Source organism: Neisseria sp. P0009.S007 (assembly GCF_051962515.1).
Genome location: NZ_JBQCVF010000011.1, coordinates 3,843 through 26,905 on the forward strand (window position 1 = coordinate 3,843; position 23,063 = coordinate 26,905).

A 23,063-nucleotide genomic window follows, 5' to 3' on the forward strand; every position below is an offset into this window, starting at 1 on the left:
CTGTTTGCCCTATTGGGCCGTCTGAACGCGCTCAACCCTTACGGATACCATACCTTGAGTGTTAAAATGCAGCTTGAGTATCTGCTTATCGAATATTTAGATTTTTGGCAAAACAAACCCTAACAGGTAATCAATGATGAATAAAAAAGACATTCCGGCGAAGATGTTGGCCTTGCAACTCAAAGACCCCAATCTGTTGTACAACTGCTATATGCCGTTTTTAGAACACGGCGGCCTGTTCGTACCGACCGATGACGTATTCTCACTAGGCGAAGACATCCTCTTGGCCGTCGAAATCGCCGACTATCCCAAACGCTTCCTGCCAACTAAAGTCGTTTGGATCAATCCGGCGCGCACCTCGGCCCATCGCCCCAAAGGCGTAGGCCTTGCATTCTCCGAACACGAAAGCTGCCTGCAGGCAAAAAACCTGATCGAAGCCGAGCTTGGCCCGCGCCTGCGCAGCGACCGCACTACTTTTACCCTGTAATACCATGTATTTAATCGATTCACATTGCCATCTCAACTTTGACGGCTTAAAAGACCGCCTGCCCGAAGTCTTTGCCAATATGGAAGCGCAAAGCGTCAAACAGGCGCTTGCCATCAGCGTCAGCAAACAAAGTTTTGCCGAAGTCTTCGACATTGCTCAGGCAAATGACCACATCTACTGCACCATCGGCATACATCCCGACAGCCAAGAAGCAGAAGAATTTACCATTGCCGAAATGGTAGAGGCCGCCAAACATCCGAAAATCGTCGGTATCGGCGAAACCGGTTTGGACTATTACTGGTGCAAAGGCGATTTGTCATGGCAACATCAACGCTTTGCCGACCATATCCAAGCAGCCAACGAAAGCGGCCTGCCCGTTATCGTCCACACGCGCGATGCAGCCGAAGACACGTTGCGGATTTTGAAAGAATGCCACACTAATTCCGGCGTGATTCATTGCTTCTCTGAAGACGTCGCCTTTGCCAAAGCCACTTTGGATTTAGGGTTATACATCTCCTTCTCCGGCATTGTGACGTTTAAAAACGCACCGCTGATTCAGGAAGCCGCCAAATACGTCCCAGCCGATAGAATCTTGGTAGAAACCGATGCACCCTTCCTCGCGCCGGTTCCCAAACGCGGTAAACAAAACGAGCCTTCCTACGTCCGCTATACGGCTGAGTTCTTAGCCAATCTGCGCGGCGAGAGCTTGGAAACATTGGCACAAAACACCAGCGACAATTTCTATCGCCTGTTTAAGAAAGTACCCGATGGCCGTCTGAACAATGGCTAGGTCTCAAAGTCTCTAAACATTGGCTCTGCCAATCCGTCATCAGGATTCTGCCTCAAACTCAACGGTAAACTCGAAATGGCTTGAGACAGAAACGCAATCGGCTTGCGCTATCTTCCGAACGGCAAACTTTGAAGAATGGGAATATTCCCATCAACACAATAAATAAGTTTAAATTCAAAATATTGCTTTCCTAAGCCCAGCAAAGCTCAAGGCCGTCTGAAAGTATTTTCAGACGGCCTCTTGCTTATTTTACCGATAGGATGTAAAACCTACCCTTCGAAATAAACGGTTCATCGAAACCGTACATCAATCGACACAATATGGACACAAACTCCGAAATGCACACCCACCCTAATTTTTACGCTATGCTGACTGCAGCCTGCCAAAAAAACGGTAAAGGCACGGTCATTTTCAACGACAAAGAAAAAATCAGCTATTCCTCCCTCAAACGCGAAGTAGAAACCGTCGCCGCCTATCTGCAACACCAAGGCGTACAATATGGCGACAGGGTCGCCCTTGTCGTTTCCAACTCTCCCGAATTTATTGCCGCCTATTTCGCCATTACTTCCATCGGCGCGGTAGCCGTCCCACTCAACGTCTTTTTGAAAAGCGAAGAATTTTCCTACATCCTCAATGACTGCGGCGCACGCTTTATGTTCGCATCCGCGCCGTTGGCCAAAGAACTCAAAAACATCAAAGCCAAAACCAAAGTCAATAAAATCATCTGGATTGGCGAAACCAACGCCGCCAGTGGCGATGACAGCTATTTCGATGCCGCGCGTACATTCCCCGGCAAGCCGAATCTGAGCCGTCAGCCGTCCGTCAACGACTTGGCGCACATTATCTACACCTCCGGCACAACCGGCCACCCAAAAGGCGCACTAATCAGTTATAGCAACCTGTTTTCCAACCTTTCGGGCATCGAACAAATTTTCCAAATTTCACAAAAAGACCGCTTCGTCGTCTTCTTGCCCATGTTCCACAGCTTTACTCTGACCGCCATGGTTTTGCTGCCGATATCTCAAGCCTGCTCGATTATTTTGGTCAAATCCGTCTTCCCGTTCTCCAACGTGTTGAAACAGGTTTTGCTCAAACGCGCTACCATTTTCCTCGGCGTACCAGCTATTTACACAGCCATGAGCAAAGCCAAAATTCCTTGGTATTTCAGATGGTTCAACCGCGTCCGTCTGTTTATCAGCGGCGGCGCGCCTTTGGCCGGACAAACCATTGACGACTTTAAAGCCAAATTCCCGCGTGCCAAATTGCTGGAAGGCTACGGCTTGAGCGAATGCTCGCCCGTTGTGGCCGTCAATACACCTGAGCGCCAAAAAACCGCCAGCGTCGGTGTCGCCCTACCCGGTCTGACCGTGAAAGCCGTCGATGACGAATTGATCGAAGTGCCGCGCGGTGAAGTGGGCGAACTCATCATCAAAGGCGGCTCGGTTATGCAGGGCTACCTCAATATGCCTGACGCCACAGATGAAACCATCGTCAACGGTTGGCTGAAAACCGGCGACTTCGTCACCATAGACGAAGACGGCTTCATCTTCATCGTTGACCGCAAAAAAGACCTGATTATCTCCAAAGGCCAAAACGTCTATCCGCGCGAAATCGAAGAAGCCATCTACAAACTCGAAGCCGTGGAAGCCGCCGCCGTAATCGGCGTGAAAGACCAATACGCCGATGAAGAAATCATTGCCTTTATCCAACTCAAAGAAGGCATGAAACTGGAAGAAGCCGAAGTCCGCAGCCACCTGCGCGGCCTGTTGGCAAACTTTAAAATCCCCAAACAAATCATCTTCCAAGACGAGCTGCCGCGCAATGCCACCGGCAAAGTGTTAAAACGCAAACTCAAAGAACAGTTTCAAGACTAAACCGCTGTTTCAGACGGCCTCTTGATTCATGCAGGCCGTCTGAAAACCTGTCATCAACAACTTTTCAGACGGCCACGACCATGACGACACCTATACTCGAAATCGAAAACCTAAACGGCTCCTTTCCGAGCAAGCAAGTCCTGCACGATATCAACCTGACCTTGCAACCCGGCCGCAAACTGGCATTGGTCGGCGAGAGCGGCAGCGGCAAAACCGTATTGTCGCAAGGCATTATGCGCCTGAATCCAATGGTTACCTTTGAAGGCAGTCTGAAATATTGCGGAACCGACCTGCTGACTCAGCCCGAACGCGCCCTGCAAAAACTGCGCGGCCGCGAAATCGGCATGGTGTTTCAAGAACCCATGACCGCCCTCAACCCCGTTATGCGTGTCGGCGAACAAATCGCCGAAGTCCTGTCCCTGCATTTGGGTTTGGATAAAAAACAGGCATGGGCGCGCGCTATCGAACTCCTAGACGAAACCGGCATCCACCAGCCCGAGCAAAAAGCCCAGGCCTATCCTTTCCAACTTTCCGGCGGCCAACGCCAACGCGCCATGATTGCCATGGCCGTATCAGCCCAGCCCAAGCTCCTGATTGCCGACGAACCGACCACCGCTTTGGACGTTGCCGTCCAAGCCCAAATCCTCGACCTGCTCTCACGCCTGCAGGAAGAACACGGCATGACCATGCTCTACATTACGCACGACTTAAACCTTGTGCGCCGTTTTGCCGACGATGTCGCCGTTATGCGTGACGGCCGCATTCTCGAAACCGGCAAAGCAGCCGAAGTCTTCGCCAATCCTCAGCACGAATACACCAAAATGTTGCTCAACGCCGGCACAACGCGCCGAGTGGCCCCATTGCCTGAAAATCCTGCCACCATCCTTAAAGCCGAACAAATCGCCTTTTCCGTCAAAGAATCAGACGGCTGGTTTAAAAAACGCGACAAAACCATTCTCAACCCCGTTTCTTTCGATCTCAAATCGGGGGAAACATTGGGCATTATCGGCGAAAGTGGCTGCGGCAAAACCACGCTGGCCAAAGCCGTTATGCACCTTATCGATTCCGAAGGCAGCCTGAACATCAACGGCGAGCCATGGCGACACGAATTACGCCGCGAAATCCAAATGGTGTTCCAAGACCCGTTCGGCGCATTCAATCCGCGCATGAACGTCTTTGATACCGTTTCCGAAGCCTTACGCGTACACGAACCTGAAATGCCGCGCGAAGAAATGCGCCGCCGCGTTCAAGAAGTCCTCAAACAAGTCGGCCTGCCCGAAGATGCACTCGAACGCTATCCGCACGCATTCTCTGGCGGCCAGCGCCAACGCCTCGCCATCGCCCGTGCCATTATTGTCCGCCCGAAAATCCTCGTATTGGACGAACCAACCAGCGCGCTTGATGTCCAATGGCAACAACAAATCCTTGAATTGCTCAGCGGCCTGCAAAAAGAATACGGCCTCGCCTTCATCATCATCAGCCACGACCTCGCCGTCATCCGCGCCATTTCCCACCGCGTGATGGTGTTGAAAGACGGCAAAATCGTTGAAGAAGGCGAATGTGAAAACGTGTTTGCCAATCCAAGCAGCGACTACACACGCCATTTGATTGCCCACTCCGGCCACATGGTTCAAGAGGCCGTCTGAATCTTTAAGGATTACGATAGACGCATTTCAAAAAAACTATTACCGGGCGGCGGCACTTGAAATTTTCCCTGTCTGCCACTATTCTGAACAACGTATTCATTAATCTCGATTTAAAAGGAAACAAACATGAGCAGCGAATTGATTATCCACGCCAGCGATGCCAGCTTCGAACAAGACGTTTTGAAATCCGACGTACCTGTATTGCTGGACTTCTGGGCACCATGGTGCGGCCCTTGCAGAATGATCGCCCCAATCTTGGACGACATTGCCTCCGAATTCCAAGGCCGTCTGAAAGTCGTTAAAATCAATATCGACGAAAATGAAGTCACTCCTGCCAAATTCGGCGTTCGCGGCATCCCTACCCTGATGGTGTTCAAAAACGGCAAAAACGTTGCCACTAAAGTCGGCGCATTGGCTAAAGGCCAACTGACTGCATTCGTTGAAGCTTCTATCGCTTAAGGTTTTAAGCATATAAAAAGGCCGTCTGAAAATTGTTTTCAGACGGCCTTTTTTGTATTCATTAAGCAGCCAATGGTTTCAAAGTCAGGCTGATATTTTCAGCTTTTACTTTAAACAGCAAATCAATATTCGGATGTTTGCCCGGATTGGCTTCGGCATCGGCAACATGCTCGGCAAACCATGCCAAGCCACGTTCTGCTGCCGCTGCGTCCAGCTTGCCGTCAAACTCTTGCGCCAAAGCATGGTAAAGCTTGAGCGAGCCTTGTTTGCCGGGCCCATTGGGAATGTGATGAACCACATTGCCCTCTTTATCGAGAATATCCAAGCCGCTCAAATGATCGATGGCAGGCATGGCGGCCAGATTGTCTTGGAAGCTCATGATTGTCCTTTCTGATGTGGGTTTTAAAGCAATCCATATAACAAGGCCGTCTGAAAGTTGATGTTTGACACTTTTCAGACGGCCTTAAACATTTCAATTAACGTGTACCGAAAATCTTATCGCCAGCATCGCCCAAGCCTGGGATGATGTAGCCGTGTTCGTTCAAGTGGCTATCGAGTGCGGCAGTGTAGATGGTTACATCAGGATGCGCGTCATTGACGGCTTTTACGCCTTCCGGAGCGGCAACCAATACCAATGCTTTGATGTTACGGCAACCTTTGGCTTTTAAAAGGTCGATGGTGGCAACCATAGAGCCGCCGGTCGCCAACATTGGGTCAATAATCAGTGCGGGACGTTCGTCCATGCTGTCGACAAATTTTTCAAAATAAGAAACCGGTTTCAAAGTTTCTTCATCGCGCTGCAAGCCGACAACGCTGATTTTGGCAGTCGGAATCAGGTCGAGTACGCCGTCAAGCATACCCAAACCGGCACGCAAAATCGGGACAACGGTCAGCGTTTTGCCTTTGATGCGGTCGCCTTCAATAGAGCCGCACCAGCCGTCAATAATATATTTTTCAATTTCAAAATCACGGCTGGCCTCATATGCCATCAGACGTGCCAACTCGGTGGTAAGCGTGCGGAATTTGTAAGTGCTGCAATCCGCTTCACGCATCAGCGTGAGTTTGTGGCGGACTAAAGGGTGGTTGATAACGGTAACGTTCATGTTGATTTTCCGAATTGCGTTGATGGAGGGGGATTATACTTTTTTTCGCATGGCGCGCAAAGTGCGTATTCATGCGAAAGGCCGTCTGAATCAGGGTTTCAGACGGCCTTTGTCAACAATTTTACATTACGGAATATTGTGGATAATTAAGCTTTCAGCAATTCTTGCAGTTCGCCTGCTTCATACATTTCCATCAAAATGTCGGAGCCGCCGACAAATTCGCCGTTAACGTACAGTTGAGGAATGGTCGGCCAGTCGCTGTATTCTTTAATGCCTTGGCGTACGGCATCGTTTTCCAATACGTTGACAGTCACATAGTCGGTGCAACCTGCCGCATTGAGGATTTGTACGGCACGGGAAGAGAAGCCGCATTGCGGAAATTGCTTCGTGCCTTTCATGAACAATACGACGCGGTGTGTGGTAACGACTTCTTTGATTTGATCGTGGATAGAGGACATGGTGTGTTCCTTTTTACTAAATCGGTTGTTCGGGAAAAATCAAATTTCCCGCCATTATACGCAAATTGATGAAGTTGAGGGGCGTTTATCAACGTCGGATCTGACCGTTGCCGTTGATGTAGAACTTGGTCGAAGTCAGCGCTTCCAAACCCATCGGGCCGCGGGCGTGCATTTTTTGGGTGGAAATACCAATTTCCGCGCCCAATCCGAAAACAAAGCCGTCGGTGAACCGAGTGGACGCATTGACATAAACCGCCGCCGCATCAATGCTTTCTTGGAAAAACTCGGCATGGGCAATGCTTTGGGTCACAATCGCTTCCGAGTGATGCGTCGTATGGCCGTTAATCCAATCGACGGCTTCTTCCACTGATTTTACCGTTTTGACCGACATAATATAGTCAAGAAACTCGGTACTGTAATCTTCCTCGGTTGCCAAAACAGCATTTTTAAAAATACGCAGCGCTTCCTGATCGGCTCTAAATTCGATCGGATGCACTTTGGCAACGGCTTCTTCCAGTTTTGGCAAAAACGCTTCCGCTATCTTTTCATGAACAACCAAAGACTCCGCGGCATTGCACACGCTCGGACGCTGCGTTTTCGCGTTCACGACGATATTGACCGCCATCTCCAAATCGGCACTGTCATCCACATAAATATGGCAATTACCGACTCCGGTTTCAATGACGGGAACTTTCGATTTCTCTTTCACCGTCTGAATCAAGCGCGCGCCGCCGCGCGGAATCAGTACATCAATATAATCAACCGCCTGCATCAATTCCTCAGCGGCAGCATGACTGGTATCTTCAACCAGCTGCACCACATCGGCATCCATCCCCGCTTTTACCAAAGTCTGCCTGATGACGGCAATCAATGCGGTATTGGAATGGATGGCATCGCGACCGCCGCGCAAAATAATGGCATTGCCGGTTTTAAAGGCCAGAGAAAACGCATCGACCGAAACATTCGGGCGGCTTTCAAAAATCATGGCAACCACGCCCAAAGGCACGCGTTTTTGAACTATTTTCAAACCGTCCAAATTGATATAGCCGCGGACAACCTGCCCAATTGGGTCCTGCAAATCGGCAACCTGCCCAACGCCTTCCGCAATGCCTTTGATGCGTTCGTGATTCAAACGCAGCCTGTCGAGCATAATGTCCGAAATGCCGTTTTCTTTTGCAGCGGCCAAATCGCGGGCATTTTCTGCCAAAATCATCTCAGCCTGTTCAACCAACGCCGTTGCAACCTGACGCAGCAGATTGTTTTTTTCCAAGCTTCCCAAGCTGATTAACGTTTTACTGGCTTTTTGGGCATTCTTGCCCAACTGTTCGATATAGCTCATCAAACCTCCCTATTTCTCTTGTGCAAACCACGTTCCAATAGGCGCGCCATCTAAAACCTGAAGAATATCGCGCGGATTGGCGCTGTTCATCAACACCATCTGGCCGTGATGTTCAAACATCATCTGCGCACTCTTAATCTTACTGAACATGCCGCCCGTACCAAACTTACTGCCCGATCCGCCGGCAGAAGCAATAATTTCTTCGGTAATATCGGCAACATGGCTGCGCAGCTTGGCATCGGCGTGAACAGCCGGATTTTTATCAAACAAACCGTCAATATCGGACAACATAATCAGCAAATCGGCTTTAACGATTTTCGCCACGACTGCCGACAAACGGTCGTTATCGCCAAACTTGGTGGCATGGTCCATCTCATCCACGCTGACCGCGTCGTTCTCATTGACAATAGGGATGACGCCGATGGAAAGCAGGGATTCAAAAGCATTGGTAACGTTTGCCAAACTTTCCGGATATTCGACCACATCACGCGTCAGCAGGATTTGCGATACCGTCATCCGATAATGGGAAAAAATCTGCGAGTAAAGGCTCATCATGGCCACTTGGCCGACGCTGGAAACAGCCTGCTGCTGCGCCATTTCCGCCGGACGTTTTTCCATGTTGAGGACATTCAGCCCAAAGCCCATCGCGCCGGAAGACACCAGCACAATTTCTTTGTCCTTACTGACCAAGCTGGAAATGACAAAGGCCAGTTGGTCGATTTTTGCCAAATTGATTTTGCCGTTTGGCAACACCAACGAACTGGTTCCAATCTTAATAACAATGCGTTTTACTGCTTCAAAATCTCGTTTCATTATTCTCCTCTGCTTTCTATTTTTATGATTGCATGCGGCATTATTTCAGCCAAACGTATCCATATCATAACTGCGAAGCAATAGAAAATACAGACAAAATTAAAAACGCTTCCTTTAAAAGCCGTATTTTCAGCTCTTATCCGAATCCGTTAATAACAAAATAAAAGGCCGTCTGAAACCCTATTTCAGGTTTCAGACGGCCTTTTACCGATTGTTTAAACTCTAGCCTGTCACGATAAATACAGACCGTTCCCTACAAAAGCTTATTGGTGTTCAGAAATAATTTTCAGCATTTGTGCCAATACTTTAGGATTGGCCGCAACGATGTCGCCGCTTTCCAACCAGCCTTCATCGCCGGACATATCGGTAACGATGCCGCCTGCTTCTTGGACAATCAATGCACCGGCGGCAATATCCCAAGGTTTGAGGTTGAACTCAAAGAAACCGTCCAAACGGCCGGCCGCAACGGCACACAAATCCAAAGAAGCCGCGCCTTCACGACGGCCGCCGGCGGTTTTTGACAAGAAATCTTTCAAAATCGCCAGATACTTGTCCATCATGCTTTGATCGACAACAGGGAAGCCGGTACCAATCAGGCAGCGGTTCAATTCGATGCGGTTGGAAACGCGGATACGGCGGTCGTTGAGCAACGCGCCTTTGCCGCGGGAAGCCATGTATACGTCGTTGCGCTCAGGTGCGTACACCAAAGCTTCTTGCAACACGCCTTTGTGCAGGAGTGCCATAGAGATGGCGTATTGGGGATGGCCGTGGAGGAAGTTGGTTGTGCCGTCGAGCGGGTCGATAATCCATTCGTACTCGGCGGTGGCTTTACCGTGGGAGCCGCCTTCTTCGCAAGTGATTTTATGATGCGGATAGGCTTCTTTGAGCGCTTCCACCAAAATCATCTCGGAGCTGCGGTCAACATCGGAAACGAAGTCGTTGAATGCTTTGCTGTCTACTTTGACGGCATCCAGATTGCCGGCGGCGCGAATCATCATTTGCCCTGCTTTACGGGCGGCTTTGAAAGCGGTATTTAAAAACGGATTCATGGTTTTCTTCCTAATTCAGGTAAAATACGCCCTAATGCGCCGAACAGGCACACAAGAGGCTGTTAATCGTTTCCGATGCTGTTAAAGAACATTTCAGACGGCATGGAAAAAGGCCGTCTGAAAACAAAAAGATGGCGCATTATACCTGATTCCCGTACAAACAGAAAACAAAACATGACTTCCGAAAAACCCGCCCTGCCCGCCTATCTGGACAATATCCGCATCATCCTCACGCGTACCAGCCATCCCGCCAATATCGGCTCCGCCGCCCGCGCCATGAAAACAATGGGCCTGCACAAACTGACCATCGTTGCCCCCAATCTGATGGCAACGCCGATGACGGAAAATCCGCCCGTATTCGATCCGGAGCATCCGCAATCGTTTAAATTACCGGAAGAAAGTTTCATCCTCGCTTCCGGTGCGGCAGACGTTTTGGAAAATGCCACCATTGCTGCCTCTTTGGACGAAGCCCTTGCCGACACCACCATCGCCTGCGCCCTGACCAGTCGCCGCCGCGAAATCACCGCGCCGCTGCAAACCCCGCGCGATTTGGTGCCCGAATTACTGCAGGCCGCCAACCGAGGCGAAAAAGTGGCACTGGTTTTCGGCAACGAGACTTTCGGCTTGAGCATCGAAGAAGTCCAAGCCTGCAACCGACTGATGACCATCAACGGCAATCCCGACTATTTCTCGCTCAACCTCGCCCAAGCCGTGCAGGTCGTGTGCTACGAAATCTTCAGCCAAACCGATTCGCCCATGACCCATCTTCAACAGGAAGACCACGCTGCGACCCATGAGCAAATCAAAGGCATGGTCGCCCACATGGAAAGCGTGATGAACGACATCGGCTTTTTCAACCGCCGCAACGGCGAGCGCCTGATGCGCCGTATGCAGAGCCTGTTCGGACGCGCCAACACGCAAACCGAAGACATCGACATCCTGCGCGGTTTTTTCAATACCGTCAGCCACCGTATCCATAAAAAAGACTGATTTAAGGCCGTCTGAAAACATTACAAGCTTTTTCAGACAGCATGACTGATATTCGGATAAGCATGAATTACGCCCTAGACGCATTATGGTGGAAACTCACCAGCCAACCCGTCCGCGACCTCGCCTCGCTGCTGACTGCGCCCCCTTTGTGGCAAAGCGGTTGCGAATTGAGCGTGCGCGAACTATTGGGGGAGCACGGTTTCCGCTACCTTTTGGCATTGGACGCCGATCCCGCGCCGCTGATGGATCACCTTGCCCAACGTTCCCCATTCGGCCACCGTCTCGGCATTTATGCCGAAGAGTTGTTGACGTTTTGGTTTGCCAACGCGCCGCACGCCAAACTGCACGCATACAACCTGCCCGTTTTTTCAGACGGCCAAACTTTAGGTGCCGCGGATTTTGTCGTTTCCCTCAACCAACAGCCCTACCATATCGAGCTGGCGTGTAAATACTACGGCGGAGACCAAGTGCAAAACCTGCACGGTCTCAACCCTAAAGACACGCTGACGGACAAGGCCGCCAAATTGGTGCAGCAATCCCAGCTGCTACATACACTGCAAGGCAAAGCAGCCTTAACCGCACAAGGCCTGCCGGAAAATCCGCTTCCTGCTTCCATCGTGCGCGGCATCGGATTTTTTCCACAAGGTTTCCATGCTTTTGAGCCGCCACTTAACTCATACGGCTGGCGCGGCATCTATATTCAAGATTGGGCGGAATACTGGTTTGAACACCAAGAAGTCCGCTACCACCTGCTCGACCGTATGGCCTATCTCGCGCCTGCTCGTGTCGCCGAAACCGAAACATTGAACGAAACCGAAATCCGCCGTATCGACCAAGGCTTGATTGCCGTTTTGGAATTACGGCCGGACGGCTTTTGGCACGAAATCGAACGCATCATGAAGGCCGTCTGAAACCCTTTACCAACTTTAAGAGAACCCATTACATTATGAACGCCGCACAACTCGACCATACCGCCAAAGTTTTGGCTGAAATGCTGACTTTCAAACAGCCTTCCGATGCCGTCCTCTCCGCCTATTTCCGCGAACACAAAAAGCTCGGCCGCCAAGACCGCCACGAAATCGCCGAAACAGCCTTTGCCGCATTGCGCCACTATCAAAAAATCAGTACCGCCCTGCGCCGTCCGCACGCGCAGCCGCGCAAAGCAGCACTCGCCGCACTGGTTCTCGGCAGAAGCACCAACATCAGCCAAATCAAAGACCTGCTTGATGAAGAAGAAACAGAGTTCCTCGGCAATTTGAAAGCCCGCAAAACCGAGTTTTCAGACGGCCTGAATACCGCCGCAGAATTGCCGCAATGGCTGGTAGAACAACTGCAACGGCATTGGAGCGAAGAAGAAATCCTCGCCTTCGGCCGCAGCATCAACCAACCTGCCCCGCTCGACATCCGCGTCAATACCTTGAAAGGCAAACGCGATAAAGTGCTGCCATTGTTGCAAGCCGAAAGTGCCGATGCAGAAGCCACGCCTTATTCGCCTTGGGGCATCCGCCTGAAAAACAAAATCGCGCTTAACAAACACGAGCTATTTTTAGACGGTACACTGGAAGTCCAAGACGAAGGCAGCCAGCTGCTTGCCTTATTGGTGGGCGCAAAACGCGGCGAAATCATTGTCGATTTCTGTGCCGGTGCCGGCGGTAAAACTTTGGCTGTCGGCGCGCAAATGGCCAACAAAGGCAGAATCTACGCATTCGACATCGCCGAAAAACGCCTTGCCAACCTCAAACCGCGCATGACCCGTGCCGGACTGACCAATATCCACCCCGAACGCATCAGCAGCGAACACGATACCCGTATCGCCCGACTGGCAGGCAAAGCCGACCGCGTGTTGGTGGACGCGCCCTGCTCCGGTTTGGGTACTTTACGCCGCAATCCCGACCTCAAATACCGCCAATCCGCCGAGACCGTGGCCAACCTTTTGGAACAGCAACACAGTATCCTCGATGCCGCCTCCAAACTGGTGAAACCGCAAGGCCGTTTGGTTTACGCCACCTGCAGCGTGTTGCCGGAAGAAAACGAGTTGCAAGTCGAACGTTTCCTGTCCGAACATCCCGAGTTTGAACTCGTCAACTGCGCCGAACTGCTGCAAAGCCTGAAGGTTGATTTGGATACCGGAAAATACCTGCGCCTCAACTCTGGAGAACACCAAACCGACGGTTTCTTTGCCGCTGTATTGCAACGTAAGGATTAAGGTTGAAAAAGGCCGTCTGAAATCCTTTCAGACGGCCTTTTTAATAGATTTTTTACATTAAAATCATTAGAAACGATAGTCGCGCTCTGCAATAATATACTTTAAGGCATGTATCTTGACCTTTCATCAGAATATTGTGAAAAGCTGGAAAAAATGCTTTATGCTTTGTAAATGTATGTGTTCTCGTTCAAAATTCGCCCGGTCATGCCTCAGGCGATACCCGATACGGACAACGATAATATATAAATCATTTGGTTAGAAATCATGCCGCATATTTATTCTTCCCCCACAAAGCTCCGTTTATTGTCATCGGCCGTTGCCGTCGCCTGCTGTCTGATGCCGTTTCAGACGGCCTCTGCATACAGCCTGCAAGACATCCTCAGGGATGCTTTAATCAGCGACCCGATTGTGCGTGAAGCAAAAGCCACTCAAGAAGCAGCGCAAAGCACGACCAAAGCTACGCGTGCGCGCCATTATCCTGTCGTTACCCTGACCGGCACGAAAGTGCTGGCGCAACACAATAAATATAACAGCAACGACATGGATGACGGTATCGGCGTGCGCGGCAGCGTGAACATCTACTCATGGGGTGCGATTGAAGCCGCCGTCCGCCGCGACCGCAGCCGCGAAGAATACTATCAACACAAATACACCGAAAGCCAAGAGCAGCTCGGCAGCGATATCGGCCGCCTCTACCTGAGCGCATTGCGTGCAAAAGAAACCCTGATCCTCAACGAGCAGACTTTAGCGCGCCACAACAACCTCTTAAAAGACTTGGACACCATCGTCAAATATGATGTCGGCCGCCGTTCCGAGCTGATTGAAGCGCGCGCGCGCCAACTACAAGTGGCAAACATCATTGCCCAACAACGCCGCACCATGGATTTGGCCCTGAGCCGCCTGTCCCGCTATACCTCGCGCCAGCTGACTGCCAACGACTTGGAAGATCCGTTTAAAAACGACACGGCGAAATCCATCACTGAACGCTTCAACAATCCCAACCGCAACAACAATCCGTCCTATCAGGCGCAATTGGCCGAGCGCGACAGCGTCCGTGCCGATTTGGACGCCTCCAAAGCCGAACGCCTGCCTGCCCTCAATTTGGAAGGCAGTGCAACGCGCAACACCAGACAGCTTTATTTAAACGTTGCATGGAATGTGTTGGATATTGCCGCACGACACAATGTGGAACGCAATGCCAAATCATTGATTGCCGCAGAAGCCAAGTCCGAACAAATCCTGCGCGACATGAACGAACGCGTTCAAACGTCGGCCATCGATATGCAGGAAAGCGAACAGCGTACCGCGCTGACGGCGCAACACATCGCCGCCCAAAAAGAAGTCATCAAAGTGTATGAATTGCAATTTAAAATCGCCCGACGTACGCTGACCGACGTTTTGAGCGCATACAGCGAGTTATCCTCCATCGAGCAGGATTATGTTGCCGCCCGCAACGATTTCCGCGATGCGGCGCTTGACTATTTAAATACCCAAGCCAAAATCTCCGCTTGGGTCGGTTTGGCACAAAAATAAAGCCATATCCGCCGGTTAAACCAAAAACATTACGCGAAAAAATATGAAAGCCATCATTGAACACATCGTTTTAGTGACCCGCCTTTTGGGTGCGCCCGTATCCGAAGCCGCTTTGTCCGCCGAAGTCGTGCGCGACAAAAAGCTCAAGGTCAACTATCACTCACTGGTCGAAGTCCTGCGCAGTCACGGCTTTGAAAACACCTTATCCAAACGCAATCTGGAAGACATCCCCTCGCTCGCTGTGCCGGTTATGATTATCCTGCACAACGAAGAAGCAGCGGTCATCACCCAAATCGAAGGCTCCGGCCAAGAACGCAAATACCATATCCGCCAGGTTGACGGTTTGGAACAGGAACTCAGCCACGAGCAGCTCTCCGGCCTGTATTTGGGCTACTGCTGGTTTATCAAACCCAAAATGGCTACCGATATGCGCTCGGAGCTGCCTGAATACCATTTGCCCAAAGCATGGTTTTGGAAAGTCATTTGGCGTTTCCGCAGCTACTACTACCAAGTCATCTTGGCCACCATCATCATCAACTTCCTTGCGCTCGTCAGCTCCCTGTATGTGATGAACGTGTACGACCGCGTGATTCCCAACCAAGCCTATGAGACCTTGTGGGTATTGAGCATCGGCGTGGTCTTGGCGATTTTGTTTGAGTTTGCCGCCAAGATGATTCGCGGCCACTTGACCGATATTGCCGGCAAAAAAGCCGACCTGATCATCAGCTCCGCCCTGTTCCGCCGCGTGATGGCATTGCGTCTGGCAGACCGTCCTGCTTCTTCCGGTTCATACGCCAGCAACCTGCGCGAATTTGAAGCCGTGCGCGAGTTCATGACCAGTGCCAGCTTGTTGACCATCGTCGACTTGCCTTTCCTGTTGCTGTTTATCTTCGTGATTTCCATGGTCGGTGGCAAACTGGCACTCGTTCCCCTGACCATCATTCCGATTGTCGTGATTGTCGGTTTTGTCGTACAACGACCGCTCTCGCGCCACATTAACGAATCGATGAAAGAAGGTTCGCAACGCTCCGGCCTTGCCGTTGAAGCCATCGAAGGCATCGAAACCCTGAAAACCAACAACGCCACATCTTGGGCGCAACAACGTTGGGACGAATACACCGCCAAAACTTCCGCCTCTTCCATCAAAGTCAAAGACACCAGCAACTTCATGGTCAACTTTGCCGTTGCCATGCAGCAGCTCAATACCGTCTTTTTGGTCGTCGTCGGTACCTATCTGATTCATGCCGACAACCATGCGGAACGCATCACCATGGGTGCATTGATTGCCTCCGTGATTCTGTCCGGCCGTGCTTTGGCGCCATTGGCACAAATTGCCGGTTTGGCCACCCGCTTCCAACAGGCCAAACTTGCCCTCAAAGGCGTAAACGACATCGTTACCCGCCCTATCGAGCGCAATCCGGAACGCAAATATATTACTTTGGACAATGTTCAAGGCAATATTACCTTTGAAAACGTATCGTTCAAATATCAAGCCGACAACAACAGCGCGGTCGAAGATTTGCGCCTGACCATCAAACCGGGCGAAAAAGTCGGTATTTTGGGCCGTATCGGCAGCGGTAAAAGCACCATGCTCAAACTGGCCAGCGGTCTGTACGACACTGAAAAAGGCAACGTTACCCTTGACGGCGTCGATATGCGCCAGCTTGACCCCAACTTCCTGCGCGATCAAGTCCTGCTGTTGAGCCAATCGCCACGCCTGTTCCTCGGCACATTGCGTGAAAACATGGACTTGGCGCGTACCGGCAGCTACTCTACCGACCAAGACTTACTGACTGCACTCAACCGCTTCGGCCTCGACAAAATCATCCGCAACCATCCACGCGGTTTGGATATGCCTCTGGGTGAAGACGGCTTGGGCTTGTCCGGCGGTCAAAAACAAATCATCGCCCTGGCGCGTATGACCTTGCGCAACCCGAAAGTCGTCTTGCTGGACGAGCCGACCACCAGCCTGGACCAAGCCACTGAGCGTATGGCGCTCAATGCCATTGCCCAATGGGGTCGTAACCGCACTATGCTTTTGGTGACGCACCGTCCGCAAGTGCTGCAAATCGTCAACCGCATCATTGTGATGGACAATGGTAAAGTCGTGATGGACGGCCCACGTGACTTGGTATTGCAAAAACTCATGCAAAACGAACAAGCCAAAGCAGCCAACGTCAAACAACAGCAACAAGCTGCTGCAGTCAAACAGCAGCAACAACAAGCTGCCTCAGCCCCTCAATCGGCAGCACAATAAAGCAAAAGGCCGTCTAAAAATCTACTTACCCTTTCAGACGGCCTGCCCTAATGGTTAAAATCCACCAAACACAATAAAGATACACGATTATGAGCCGCGAAAACAACGTCAAATCCAAAGACCTACACCTCATCAACGACCTCAATGCCGCCCTTCAAAAAGAAAAACACAGCGGCCAATTTTGGGTCATCATCCTATTCTTCCTTTTCCTGATTGTCTTCGTCGTCTGGGCATACAACAGCCCTGTCGAAGAAGTGACCCGTGGCAACGGCAATATCATTCCCAGCAGCCGTGAGCAAGTAATCCAAAGCCTAGATCCCGGCATCGTCACCGAAATCATGGTTAAAGAAGGCGACATGGTCGAGAAAGATCAGATTCTGATGAAACTCGACGACACGCGTAGCTCCGCCGTTTTGCGTGAAAGCGAAGCCAAAGTCGAAAACCTCGAAGCTACTGTTGCCCGCCTTAAAGCCGAAGCCTACGGCACCAAGCTCTCCTTCCCTGATAGCGTGGGTCCCGAGCTTCGCCGTCGCGAAATCGCCGCCTACAAAGCACGCCGTCAAGCCATGACCGATGCCGTCAGCGGCCTTTCCCAAAGCAAGGCCGCACTTGACCGCGAAATCGCCATTACCGCACCTATGGTTGCCGAAGGCGTGGTTTCCGAAGTCGAACTCTTAAGAATGCGCCGTGAGTCTGCCGACTTGGCCACCCAAATTTCCGAACGCCGCAACCGCTACAAAGCCGATGCCAACAACGAACTTTTGCAAGCCGAATCCGAGCTGGCGCAATCCAAAGAAAACGTTGCCATGCGCGCAGACCCGGTTGAACGCTCGCAAATCCGCGCTCCTATGCGCGGCATCGTCAAAGGCATAAAAGTTACCACCATCGGCGGCGTTGTGAACGCAGGCGAAGACATCATGCAAATTGTCCCCGTTGACGACAAACTGCTGGTCGAAGCCTATATCCGCCCGCAAGACATCGCCTTTATCCGCGCAGGCCAACCTGCATTGGTTAAAGTCAGCGCATACGACTACTCCATCTACGGCGGTTTGGAAGGCAAGGTTACCCTCGTCGGCGCCGATACCGTCAGCAATTCCATGCAAAACCGTGCCAACGACTTAAAACTTGATCCGAACCAAGTTTATTACCGTGTTCTCGTCCAAACCGAAAACAACTCCCTGAAAGATAAAAACGGCAAACCCATGCCGATTATTCCGGGCATGGTTGCAACGGTAGACATCAAAACCGGTGAAAAAACCATCTTCCAATACCTGATCAAACCGATTACGCGTATGAAACAAGCGTTAAGCGAACGCTAATCGATAAAACGATAAAAGGCCGTCTGAACGTTTTCAGACGGCCTTTGATTTCTGTTTTCACTATGCCCGTTTATCCGGCAGGCAAATTACTTCTCCTTAAAAGCAGTACCGACAAACGTTCTTTTCGGATTGCCGCGCTCAACTTGATAGAGTTGCGCGTGCTGCTCCTGTGCAAAACTTCCAGCTTGTCCGGCATGATGCTCCGCCAGCTTTTGCGCCAATAACATGACCGCCAATTTTTTATTGGCGTGCTGGCTGCGTTCGCTCTCGACCCGCACGGAAATGCCGCTTTCTTTATGGGTGGCGCGGACGGCGCTTTCGGTTTTATTGACATGCTGCCCGCCTTTACCGCCAGAACGGCAGGTTTGAAACTCGATTCCGTTTTCAGACGGCATTTCATACATCTGCGGCATATCGGGCAAGCGGAAAACGCCTATATACCAATTTTTGCGCGGATGTTTCGAGCGGACAGGGCTGGGGCATACCCATTGGAGCGTCCCCTGCCAAGTTTGTGCCAAGCTTTCGGCTTTCTGCCCTTCCAATTTGAGCATTGCCGACAAAATGCCGTGCTTATCGGCGGTTTCGGTAACAAGTTCGGCATCAATGCCTTTGGCTTGGGCTTCGGCAAGCAGCTTGCCTAAGACGAAACGGGCAAATATACGGCACTCCGCCGGCCCTTGCGCGGTGGAAATTTGCAGATAAACCGCTGGTGTATTCTGTTTCATCTTTACGCTCCACACTCGCCGCCGGTTTTATAAGTCAAAACAGGTTTAAACCTCGCGACCAATTCAATCAAACCAGCATTTTTCATGGCGGCAATAACGCTGTCGATGCTTTTATAAGCCTGCGGCGCTTCTTCAAAAATCAAAGCTTTATCCTGACAAACGACTACGCTGCCAAATTCGGTCTGGCGCAGGCTGTCGGCAGTATATTTGTGCGACAGCCTGCCTTTGCATTCGCCGCGCTGCCACTTCCGACCTGCGCCGTGAGCCAAGGTGTTCAACGAAATTTGGCAATCTTCGGCAGGTCGGACCAGATAGCTGTAATCGCCGCGCGAGCCGGGTATCATGACCAAGCCTTTATCGGTGGGCGTTGCGCCTTTTCGGTGCAGCCAACCGGTTGTGCCGTCAATCTCGGTTTGTTCCAAAAAATTATGATGGACATCGAGCAGGCATATTCCTTCTGCGCGCCAACGGTCGAGCATTCTGGCCGCAATCAGACGACGGTTAAGGCTGGCAAATTCAAGGGCTGTTTGGTGTTCGGCAAGGTAGGCTGCTGCCGCTTCGCCCCCTTCTGCCAAACCTTGATGCCCAAAGGCGGCAATATGGCGTTGCAAAATCTGCTGGCCTAATCCGCGCGAACCGCTATGTACTAACAGTTGCAGATGGTTTTCATCAAAATCTATTGGGAGCAGATCGGCGCGATAAACAGTATCAACGGTTTGCAACTCGGCAAAATGGTTACCGCCGCCAATCGTACCTACGGCAAGACCGTCTGAAAATGGGAACATATCGACAGCGTCGCCTAATAATTCGACCTGTTCGTCTTTGTCTAGCGGCGTATCGATATTACCCAGCTGTTTGGCGAGTTTGGCCGGTTTGAGTTTGGCTGCGCGTAAATCGGTCTGCCAAAACGCCATACCGCAACCGATATCATTCCCAATCAGGGCAGGATAAAAATGACGGTCGCTGAAAAATGCCGCGCCAACCGGATAACCGCGCCCTACGTGTAAATCCGGCATTCCGGCAACGCGTAACATATGCGGTAATCGGGCGGTGGTTTCGAGCTGTGCGACAGCGTTGCCTTCAATCCATGTATTTGAATCGGCAATAATTTGAATATGATGGGGATAATTGCCCATGTGTTTATGCTTTCTTTAAAACGGATAGAAACCGTCAGCAGATGACAATAAATATCCACCGTCTGCAAAATGTTCAGACGGCCTGGTTTCTAGCCGATAATCGTAGGGAAAGCAGCCCGAAGCGGGCGACATGGAATGCGAAAAGCGTTATCCGAAAATCAGACCGACGCTTGGGCTGCAAAGAATGTGATTGAGCGGATTGAAGTATTGCGTGTCATGGCTTGCTCCTTTCTTTGCATGAAAATATTAAAAACGTTCGGATTATAGAGGATTCATTTCCAATCATGCAAACTTACTGACATCAATCTGCCAATAATGTTGCATAAATGGCAACTATTGAGAACATAATTTAGGCCGTCTGAAAACTTTTCAGACGGCCTTTGATACCCAATAATCCTTACAAAACAACGGTCGGATAAGAGCCGACAACTTTCACGAAGGAAGCGCGTTCGCCCAAAAGCTGTAAGGCTTTTTGGACATTTTCATCGCTTTGATGGCCTTCGATGTCGATGAAGAACAGGTATTCCCACAAAACCGATTTGCTTGGGCGGCTTTCAAATTTGGTCATGGAAATGCCTAATTCGGTAAAAGGTTGCAACAAAGAAGTAACGGCACCGGCACGGTTGGGTGCGGAGACGACCAAAGAGGTTTTATCGTTGCCGCTGCGGCCGGTTTCTTGATGGCCCATCACCAAGAAGCGCGTGGTGTTGTTCGGTTCGTCTTCGATACACTCGGCGGCAAAGCTCAACTGATAAATTTCCGCCGCGATACGTCCGGCAATGGCGGCCACATTCGGGCTGTCAGATTCGGCAACCAGACGCGCTGCTTCGGCATTGCTGGCTACGGCGATACGTTCGGCATTGGGCAGGTTGCGGCCGAACCAGTCGTTGCATTGCGCCAAGGCTTGGGCATGGGCGAAAACTTTGGTAATGCCGCCGATTTCGTGGCTGTCTTTACGCAGCAGGTTGTGATGAATGCGGACAACTACTTCGCCGCAGGCTTTCAACGCGGTTACGGCCAGCAAGTCCAAAGTACGGCCCACCGAACCTTCTGTCGAGTTTTCTACCGGCGCCACCAAATAATCGGCTTGGCGCGTTTCAACTTGTTTGAAGCAGTTGTCGATGGTGGTACACGCCATGGTGTGTGCGGCGTGGCCGAAATGTTTGATGGCGGCTTGCTGGGTAAATGTCCCCTTCGGGCCCAAATAGGCAATCGTCAGCGGACGCTCCACCGCCAAACATTCGCTCATAATCTCGCGAAACAGCCGGGTAACCGATTCGTCCGGCAAGGGGCCGCGGTTCAAATCCTGAATCCGGCGCAAAACGGCTACTTCCCGTTCAGGACGGTACACCGCGCCTGTCCCTTTCAATTCGCCGATAGCATGCGCATGACCGGCGCGCTCGTTGAGCAAACGGAGGATTTCCGCATCGATACTGTCGATGGCATTGCGGTGCGGCAATAATTGTTCGTCTATGGATAAAGGCATAAGCTGTCTCGCAATTTTGTGAGGGATATTTTCATTTTAACATTAAAGGCCGTCTGAATTCCGTTTTCAGACGGCCTCAACACTATCTTTATCTAACTTTATCGTCTATCAGGTTTGCAAACGCCGCCAATTCCATCATAATTAAGCCTTTTGAACGACAAGGCCTATTCCATGCACTCAAACGGACTGTACACCCGTTTTCTGCCCGATGAAGAAGCAACCCTGAAACTGGGTGAAGAATGGAGCAAGCAGCTTTCCGCTCCGCTGACCATCTATCTTGAAGGCGGGCTGGGTGCAGGCAAAACCACGCTGACACGCGGGATTTTGCGCGGACTGGGACATACGGGCGCAGTCAAAAGCCCGACTTACACCATTGTCGAATCTTATCCGCTGGATGCATTCACCCTCCACCATTTCGACCTCTACCGCTTTACCATGCCCGAGGAATGGGAAGATGCCGGTTTGGACGAATTGTTTGCGCCCGACAGCATCTGCCTCATCGAATGGCCGCAGCAAGGTGGGGAATTCACGCCTCTGGCAGACATTACCATTACATTGACGTACACCGATAAGGGCAGAACCTGCACCTTTTCCGCCCACACAAACCAAGGCCGAAAAAGTTTAGAATCATGGTCAAATTAACTAGAAGACACATTCTCCGTCAAGGCACAGGACTATTTCTCACCCTCACGCCCGTTGGTGCCGCATTGGCCAAACCGGCCTCTCCTGCGCAATTCCTTGCCGTCCGCATTTGGCCGGCGAACGCCTACACACGCGTTACCCTTGAGAGCAACCACTCGATGAAATACCAACATTTTATGTTGGACAACCCCAGCAGGTTGGTCGTGGATATTCAAGGTGCGGAAATCAACAGCGTCCTGCAAGGCATTTCCAGCAAAGTGCTGTCTAACGACCCTTTTATCCGCAGCATTCGTGCCGGTCAAAATACGCCCAATACCGTGCGTATCGTCATCGACCTCAAACAAAGCACCCATCCGCAAGTCTTTGCGCTCGCCCCCGTCGGCAACTTCAGAAACCGCTTGGTTATCGACCTCTATCCGCACGGCGCAGATGCCAACGACCCGATGATGGCCTTGCTCAACGGCAATGTTCCCAAACAACGTCAAAATACCAATATCGCATACGACACCCCTGCCCCTAAAAACAATCGCGGCAGCGGCGGCAACCGCCGTCCCGTGATTATGATCGACCCCGGTCACGGTGGCGAAGATCCTGGCGCAATCGGCCCGAGCGGCCTCAAAGAGAAAAACGTCGTACTCTCCATTGCACGCGAAACCAAAAAACGCCTCGAGGCCTTGGGTTACAACGTATTCATGACGCGCAACGAAGACATCTTTATCCCATTGGGCGTACGCGTTGCCAAAGGCCGTGC

General features: G+C 51.2%; 22 protein-coding genes. 13 read left to right on the forward strand and 9 right to left on the reverse strand.

Features of this window, described 5'->3' with window-relative positions:
- Nucleotides 1-133: 133 nt before the first annotated feature.
- The 5 genes from ACTHS3_RS02495 to trxA all read left to right on the forward strand — a co-directional run bounded on the left by ACTHS3_RS02495 (nt 134) and on the right by trxA (nt 5,256).
- Nucleotides 134-487: a PilZ domain-containing protein gene (locus tag ACTHS3_RS02495; protein WP_003682949.1), complete on the forward strand. Its 354-nt coding sequence runs from the start codon at nt 134-136 to the stop codon at nt 485-487.
- Between the two features lie 4 nt (nt 488-491).
- Complete coding sequence (locus ACTHS3_RS02500) at nt 492-1,277, forward strand: TatD family hydrolase (RefSeq protein ID WP_070826476.1); 786 nt, start codon at nt 492-494, stop codon at nt 1,275-1,277.
- A 320-nt stretch (nt 1,278-1,597) separates the two neighbouring features.
- Nucleotides 1,598-3,151: a fatty acid--CoA ligase gene (locus tag ACTHS3_RS02505; protein ID WP_070625821.1), complete on the forward strand. Its 1,554-nt coding sequence runs from the start codon at nt 1,598-1,600 to the stop codon at nt 3,149-3,151.
- Nucleotides 3,152-3,231: 80 nt separating this feature from the next.
- A complete protein-coding gene (locus ACTHS3_RS02510) occupies nt 3,232-4,797 on the forward strand; it encodes an ABC transporter ATP-binding protein (protein WP_070625824.1) in 1,566 nt (521 codons plus the stop codon).
- 126 nt (nt 4,798-4,923) lie between these two features.
- Nucleotides 4,924-5,256, forward strand: a complete 333-nt coding sequence (gene trxA, locus ACTHS3_RS02515; RefSeq protein ID WP_004520846.1) for a thioredoxin TrxA — start codon at nt 4,924-4,926, stop codon at nt 5,254-5,256.
- Between the two features lie 61 nt (nt 5,257-5,317).
- On the opposite strand, the gene ACTHS3_RS02520 is transcribed toward trxA, so the two are convergent.
- From ACTHS3_RS02520 to ACTHS3_RS02545, 6 genes are all read right to left on the reverse strand, one after another.
- The gene (locus ACTHS3_RS02520; protein WP_440367073.1) at nt 5,318-5,635 is read right to left on the reverse strand and encodes a DUF2322 family protein; all 318 of its coding nucleotides are present in this window, start codon (nt 5,633-5,635) and stop codon (nt 5,318-5,320) included.
- A 97-nt stretch (nt 5,636-5,732) separates the two neighbouring features.
- Nucleotides 5,733-6,359 carry a uracil phosphoribosyltransferase gene (upp, locus tag ACTHS3_RS02525; RefSeq protein ID WP_004519527.1) on the reverse strand — a complete coding sequence of 209 codons (627 nt, stop codon included), beginning with the start codon at nt 6,357-6,359 and terminating at the stop codon, nt 5,733-5,735.
- Between the two features lie 146 nt (nt 6,360-6,505).
- Complete coding sequence (gene grxD / locus ACTHS3_RS02530; RefSeq protein ID WP_003681608.1) at nt 6,506-6,817, reverse strand: Grx4 family monothiol glutaredoxin; 312 nt, start codon at nt 6,815-6,817, stop codon at nt 6,506-6,508.
- Between the two features lie 88 nt (nt 6,818-6,905).
- Nucleotides 6,906-8,156 carry a glutamate-5-semialdehyde dehydrogenase gene (locus ACTHS3_RS02535; RefSeq protein WP_049335564.1) on the reverse strand — a complete coding sequence of 417 codons (1,251 nt, stop codon included), beginning with the start codon at nt 8,154-8,156 and terminating at the stop codon, nt 6,906-6,908.
- Nucleotides 8,157-8,165: 9 nt separating this feature from the next.
- Nucleotides 8,166-8,969: a glutamate 5-kinase gene (gene proB, locus ACTHS3_RS02540; RefSeq protein ID WP_049335562.1), complete on the reverse strand. Its 804-nt coding sequence runs from the start codon at nt 8,967-8,969 to the stop codon at nt 8,166-8,168.
- Between the two features lie 263 nt (nt 8,970-9,232).
- Complete coding sequence (locus ACTHS3_RS02545; RefSeq protein ID WP_004519521.1) at nt 9,233-10,018, reverse strand: inositol monophosphatase family protein; 786 nt, start codon at nt 10,016-10,018, stop codon at nt 9,233-9,235.
- Nucleotides 10,019-10,192: 174 nt separating this feature from the next.
- Between ACTHS3_RS02545 and ACTHS3_RS02550 the strand changes: the two genes are divergently transcribed.
- From ACTHS3_RS02550 to ACTHS3_RS02575, 6 genes are all read left to right on the forward strand, one after another.
- Complete coding sequence (locus tag ACTHS3_RS02550; protein ID WP_049335615.1) at nt 10,193-11,008, forward strand: RNA methyltransferase; 816 nt, start codon at nt 10,193-10,195, stop codon at nt 11,006-11,008.
- Between the two features lie 41 nt (nt 11,009-11,049).
- Nucleotides 11,050-11,919 carry a DUF1853 family protein gene (locus ACTHS3_RS02555; RefSeq protein ID WP_049335560.1) on the forward strand — a complete coding sequence of 290 codons (870 nt, stop codon included), beginning with the start codon at nt 11,050-11,052 and terminating at the stop codon, nt 11,917-11,919.
- Between the two features lie 35 nt (nt 11,920-11,954).
- A complete protein-coding gene (locus ACTHS3_RS02560) occupies nt 11,955-13,214 on the forward strand; it encodes an RsmB/NOP family class I SAM-dependent RNA methyltransferase (protein ID WP_049335559.1) in 1,260 nt (419 codons plus the stop codon).
- A 264-nt stretch (nt 13,215-13,478) separates the two neighbouring features.
- Nucleotides 13,479-14,747, forward strand: a complete 1,269-nt coding sequence (locus tag ACTHS3_RS02565; RefSeq protein ID WP_440367077.1) for a TolC family protein — start codon at nt 13,479-13,481, stop codon at nt 14,745-14,747.
- A gap of 43 nt (nt 14,748-14,790) precedes the next feature.
- On the forward strand, nt 14,791-17,004 hold the full coding sequence (locus tag ACTHS3_RS02570; protein WP_004519516.1) for a type I secretion system permease/ATPase: 2,214 nt from the start codon (nt 14,791-14,793) through the stop codon (nt 17,002-17,004).
- An 89-nt stretch (nt 17,005-17,093) separates the two neighbouring features.
- Nucleotides 17,094-18,323, forward strand: a complete 1,230-nt coding sequence (locus tag ACTHS3_RS02575; protein ID WP_004519515.1) for an HlyD family type I secretion periplasmic adaptor subunit — start codon at nt 17,094-17,096, stop codon at nt 18,321-18,323.
- A gap of 86 nt (nt 18,324-18,409) precedes the next feature.
- Here the strand turns inward: ACTHS3_RS02575 and prfH are convergent, their stop codons facing one another.
- The 3 genes from prfH to pheA form a co-directional block, all read right to left on the reverse strand.
- On the reverse strand, nt 18,410-19,048 hold the full coding sequence (prfH, locus tag ACTHS3_RS02580; protein ID WP_070588363.1) for a peptide chain release factor H: 639 nt from the start codon (nt 19,046-19,048) through the stop codon (nt 18,410-18,412).
- Between the two features lie 2 nt (nt 19,049-19,050).
- On the reverse strand, nt 19,051-20,184 hold the full coding sequence (locus ACTHS3_RS02585) for an RNA ligase RtcB family protein (protein WP_070588362.1): 1,134 nt from the start codon (nt 20,182-20,184) through the stop codon (nt 19,051-19,053).
- 397 nt (nt 20,185-20,581) lie between these two features.
- Nucleotides 20,582-21,670, reverse strand: coding sequence for a prephenate dehydratase (pheA, locus tag ACTHS3_RS02590; protein ID WP_070625830.1), 1,089 nt, complete (start codon nt 21,668-21,670; stop codon nt 20,582-20,584).
- A 171-nt stretch (nt 21,671-21,841) separates the two neighbouring features.
- Here pheA and tsaE point away from each other — a divergent pair, with 171 nt between their 5' ends.
- Together tsaE and ACTHS3_RS02600 are read left to right on the forward strand one after the other, a co-directional pair.
- Nucleotides 21,842-22,312 carry a tRNA (adenosine(37)-N6)-threonylcarbamoyltransferase complex ATPase subunit type 1 TsaE gene (gene tsaE / locus ACTHS3_RS02595; RefSeq protein ID WP_440367080.1) on the forward strand — a complete coding sequence of 157 codons (471 nt, stop codon included), beginning with the start codon at nt 21,842-21,844 and terminating at the stop codon, nt 22,310-22,312.
- Nucleotides 22,300-23,063, forward strand: a 764-nt coding sequence (locus ACTHS3_RS02600; protein ID WP_440367082.1) for an AMIN domain-containing protein, incomplete at its 3' end; no start/stop codon positions are given. The genes tsaE and ACTHS3_RS02600, both read left to right, overlap by 13 nt.

Bases quoted from the DNA above. Each gene is read 5' to 3' on its own strand.
- ACTHS3_RS02495 (WP_003682949.1), top strand. From the start codon at position 134: ATGATGAATAAAAAAGACATTCCGGCGAAGATGTTGGCCTTGCAACTC.
- ACTHS3_RS02500 (WP_070826476.1), top strand. From the start codon at position 492: ATGTATTTAATCGATTCACATTGCCATCTCAACTTTGACGGCTTAAAA.
- ACTHS3_RS02505 (WP_070625821.1), top strand. From the start codon at position 1,598: ATGGACACAAACTCCGAAATGCACACCCACCCTAATTTTTACGCTATG.
- ACTHS3_RS02510 (WP_070625824.1), top strand. From the start codon at position 3,232: ATGACGACACCTATACTCGAAATCGAAAACCTAAACGGCTCCTTTCCG.
- trxA (WP_004520846.1), top strand. From the start codon at position 4,924: ATGAGCAGCGAATTGATTATCCACGCCAGCGATGCCAGCTTCGAACAA.
- ACTHS3_RS02520 (WP_440367073.1), bottom strand. From the start codon at position 5,635: ATGAGCTTCCAAGACAATCTGGCCGCCATGCCTGCCATCGATCATTTG.
- upp (WP_004519527.1), bottom strand. From the start codon at position 6,359: ATGAACGTTACCGTTATCAACCACCCTTTAGTCCGCCACAAACTCACG.
- grxD (WP_003681608.1), bottom strand. From the start codon at position 6,817: ATGTCCTCTATCCACGATCAAATCAAAGAAGTCGTTACCACACACCGC.
- ACTHS3_RS02535 (WP_049335564.1), bottom strand. From the start codon at position 8,156: ATGAGCTATATCGAACAGTTGGGCAAGAATGCCCAAAAAGCCAGTAAA.
- proB (WP_049335562.1), bottom strand. From the start codon at position 8,969: ATGAAACGAGATTTTGAAGCAGTAAAACGCATTGTTATTAAGATTGGA.
- ACTHS3_RS02545 (WP_004519521.1), bottom strand. From the start codon at position 10,018: ATGAATCCGTTTTTAAATACCGCTTTCAAAGCCGCCCGTAAAGCAGGG.
- ACTHS3_RS02550 (WP_049335615.1), top strand. From the start codon at position 10,193: ATGACTTCCGAAAAACCCGCCCTGCCCGCCTATCTGGACAATATCCGC.
- ACTHS3_RS02555 (WP_049335560.1), top strand. From the start codon at position 11,050: ATGACTGATATTCGGATAAGCATGAATTACGCCCTAGACGCATTATGG.
- ACTHS3_RS02560 (WP_049335559.1), top strand. From the start codon at position 11,955: ATGAACGCCGCACAACTCGACCATACCGCCAAAGTTTTGGCTGAAATG.
- ACTHS3_RS02565 (WP_440367077.1), top strand. From the start codon at position 13,479: ATGCCGCATATTTATTCTTCCCCCACAAAGCTCCGTTTATTGTCATCG.
- ACTHS3_RS02570 (WP_004519516.1), top strand. From the start codon at position 14,791: ATGAAAGCCATCATTGAACACATCGTTTTAGTGACCCGCCTTTTGGGT.
- ACTHS3_RS02575 (WP_004519515.1), top strand. From the start codon at position 17,094: ATGAGCCGCGAAAACAACGTCAAATCCAAAGACCTACACCTCATCAAC.
- prfH (WP_070588363.1), bottom strand. From the start codon at position 19,048: ATGAAACAGAATACACCAGCGGTTTATCTGCAAATTTCCACCGCGCAA.
- ACTHS3_RS02585 (WP_070588362.1), bottom strand. From the start codon at position 20,184: ATGGGCAATTATCCCCATCATATTCAAATTATTGCCGATTCAAATACA.
- pheA (WP_070625830.1), bottom strand. From the start codon at position 21,670: ATGCCTTTATCCATAGACGAACAATTATTGCCGCACCGCAATGCCATC.
- tsaE (WP_440367080.1), top strand. From the start codon at position 21,842: ATGCACTCAAACGGACTGTACACCCGTTTTCTGCCCGATGAAGAAGCA.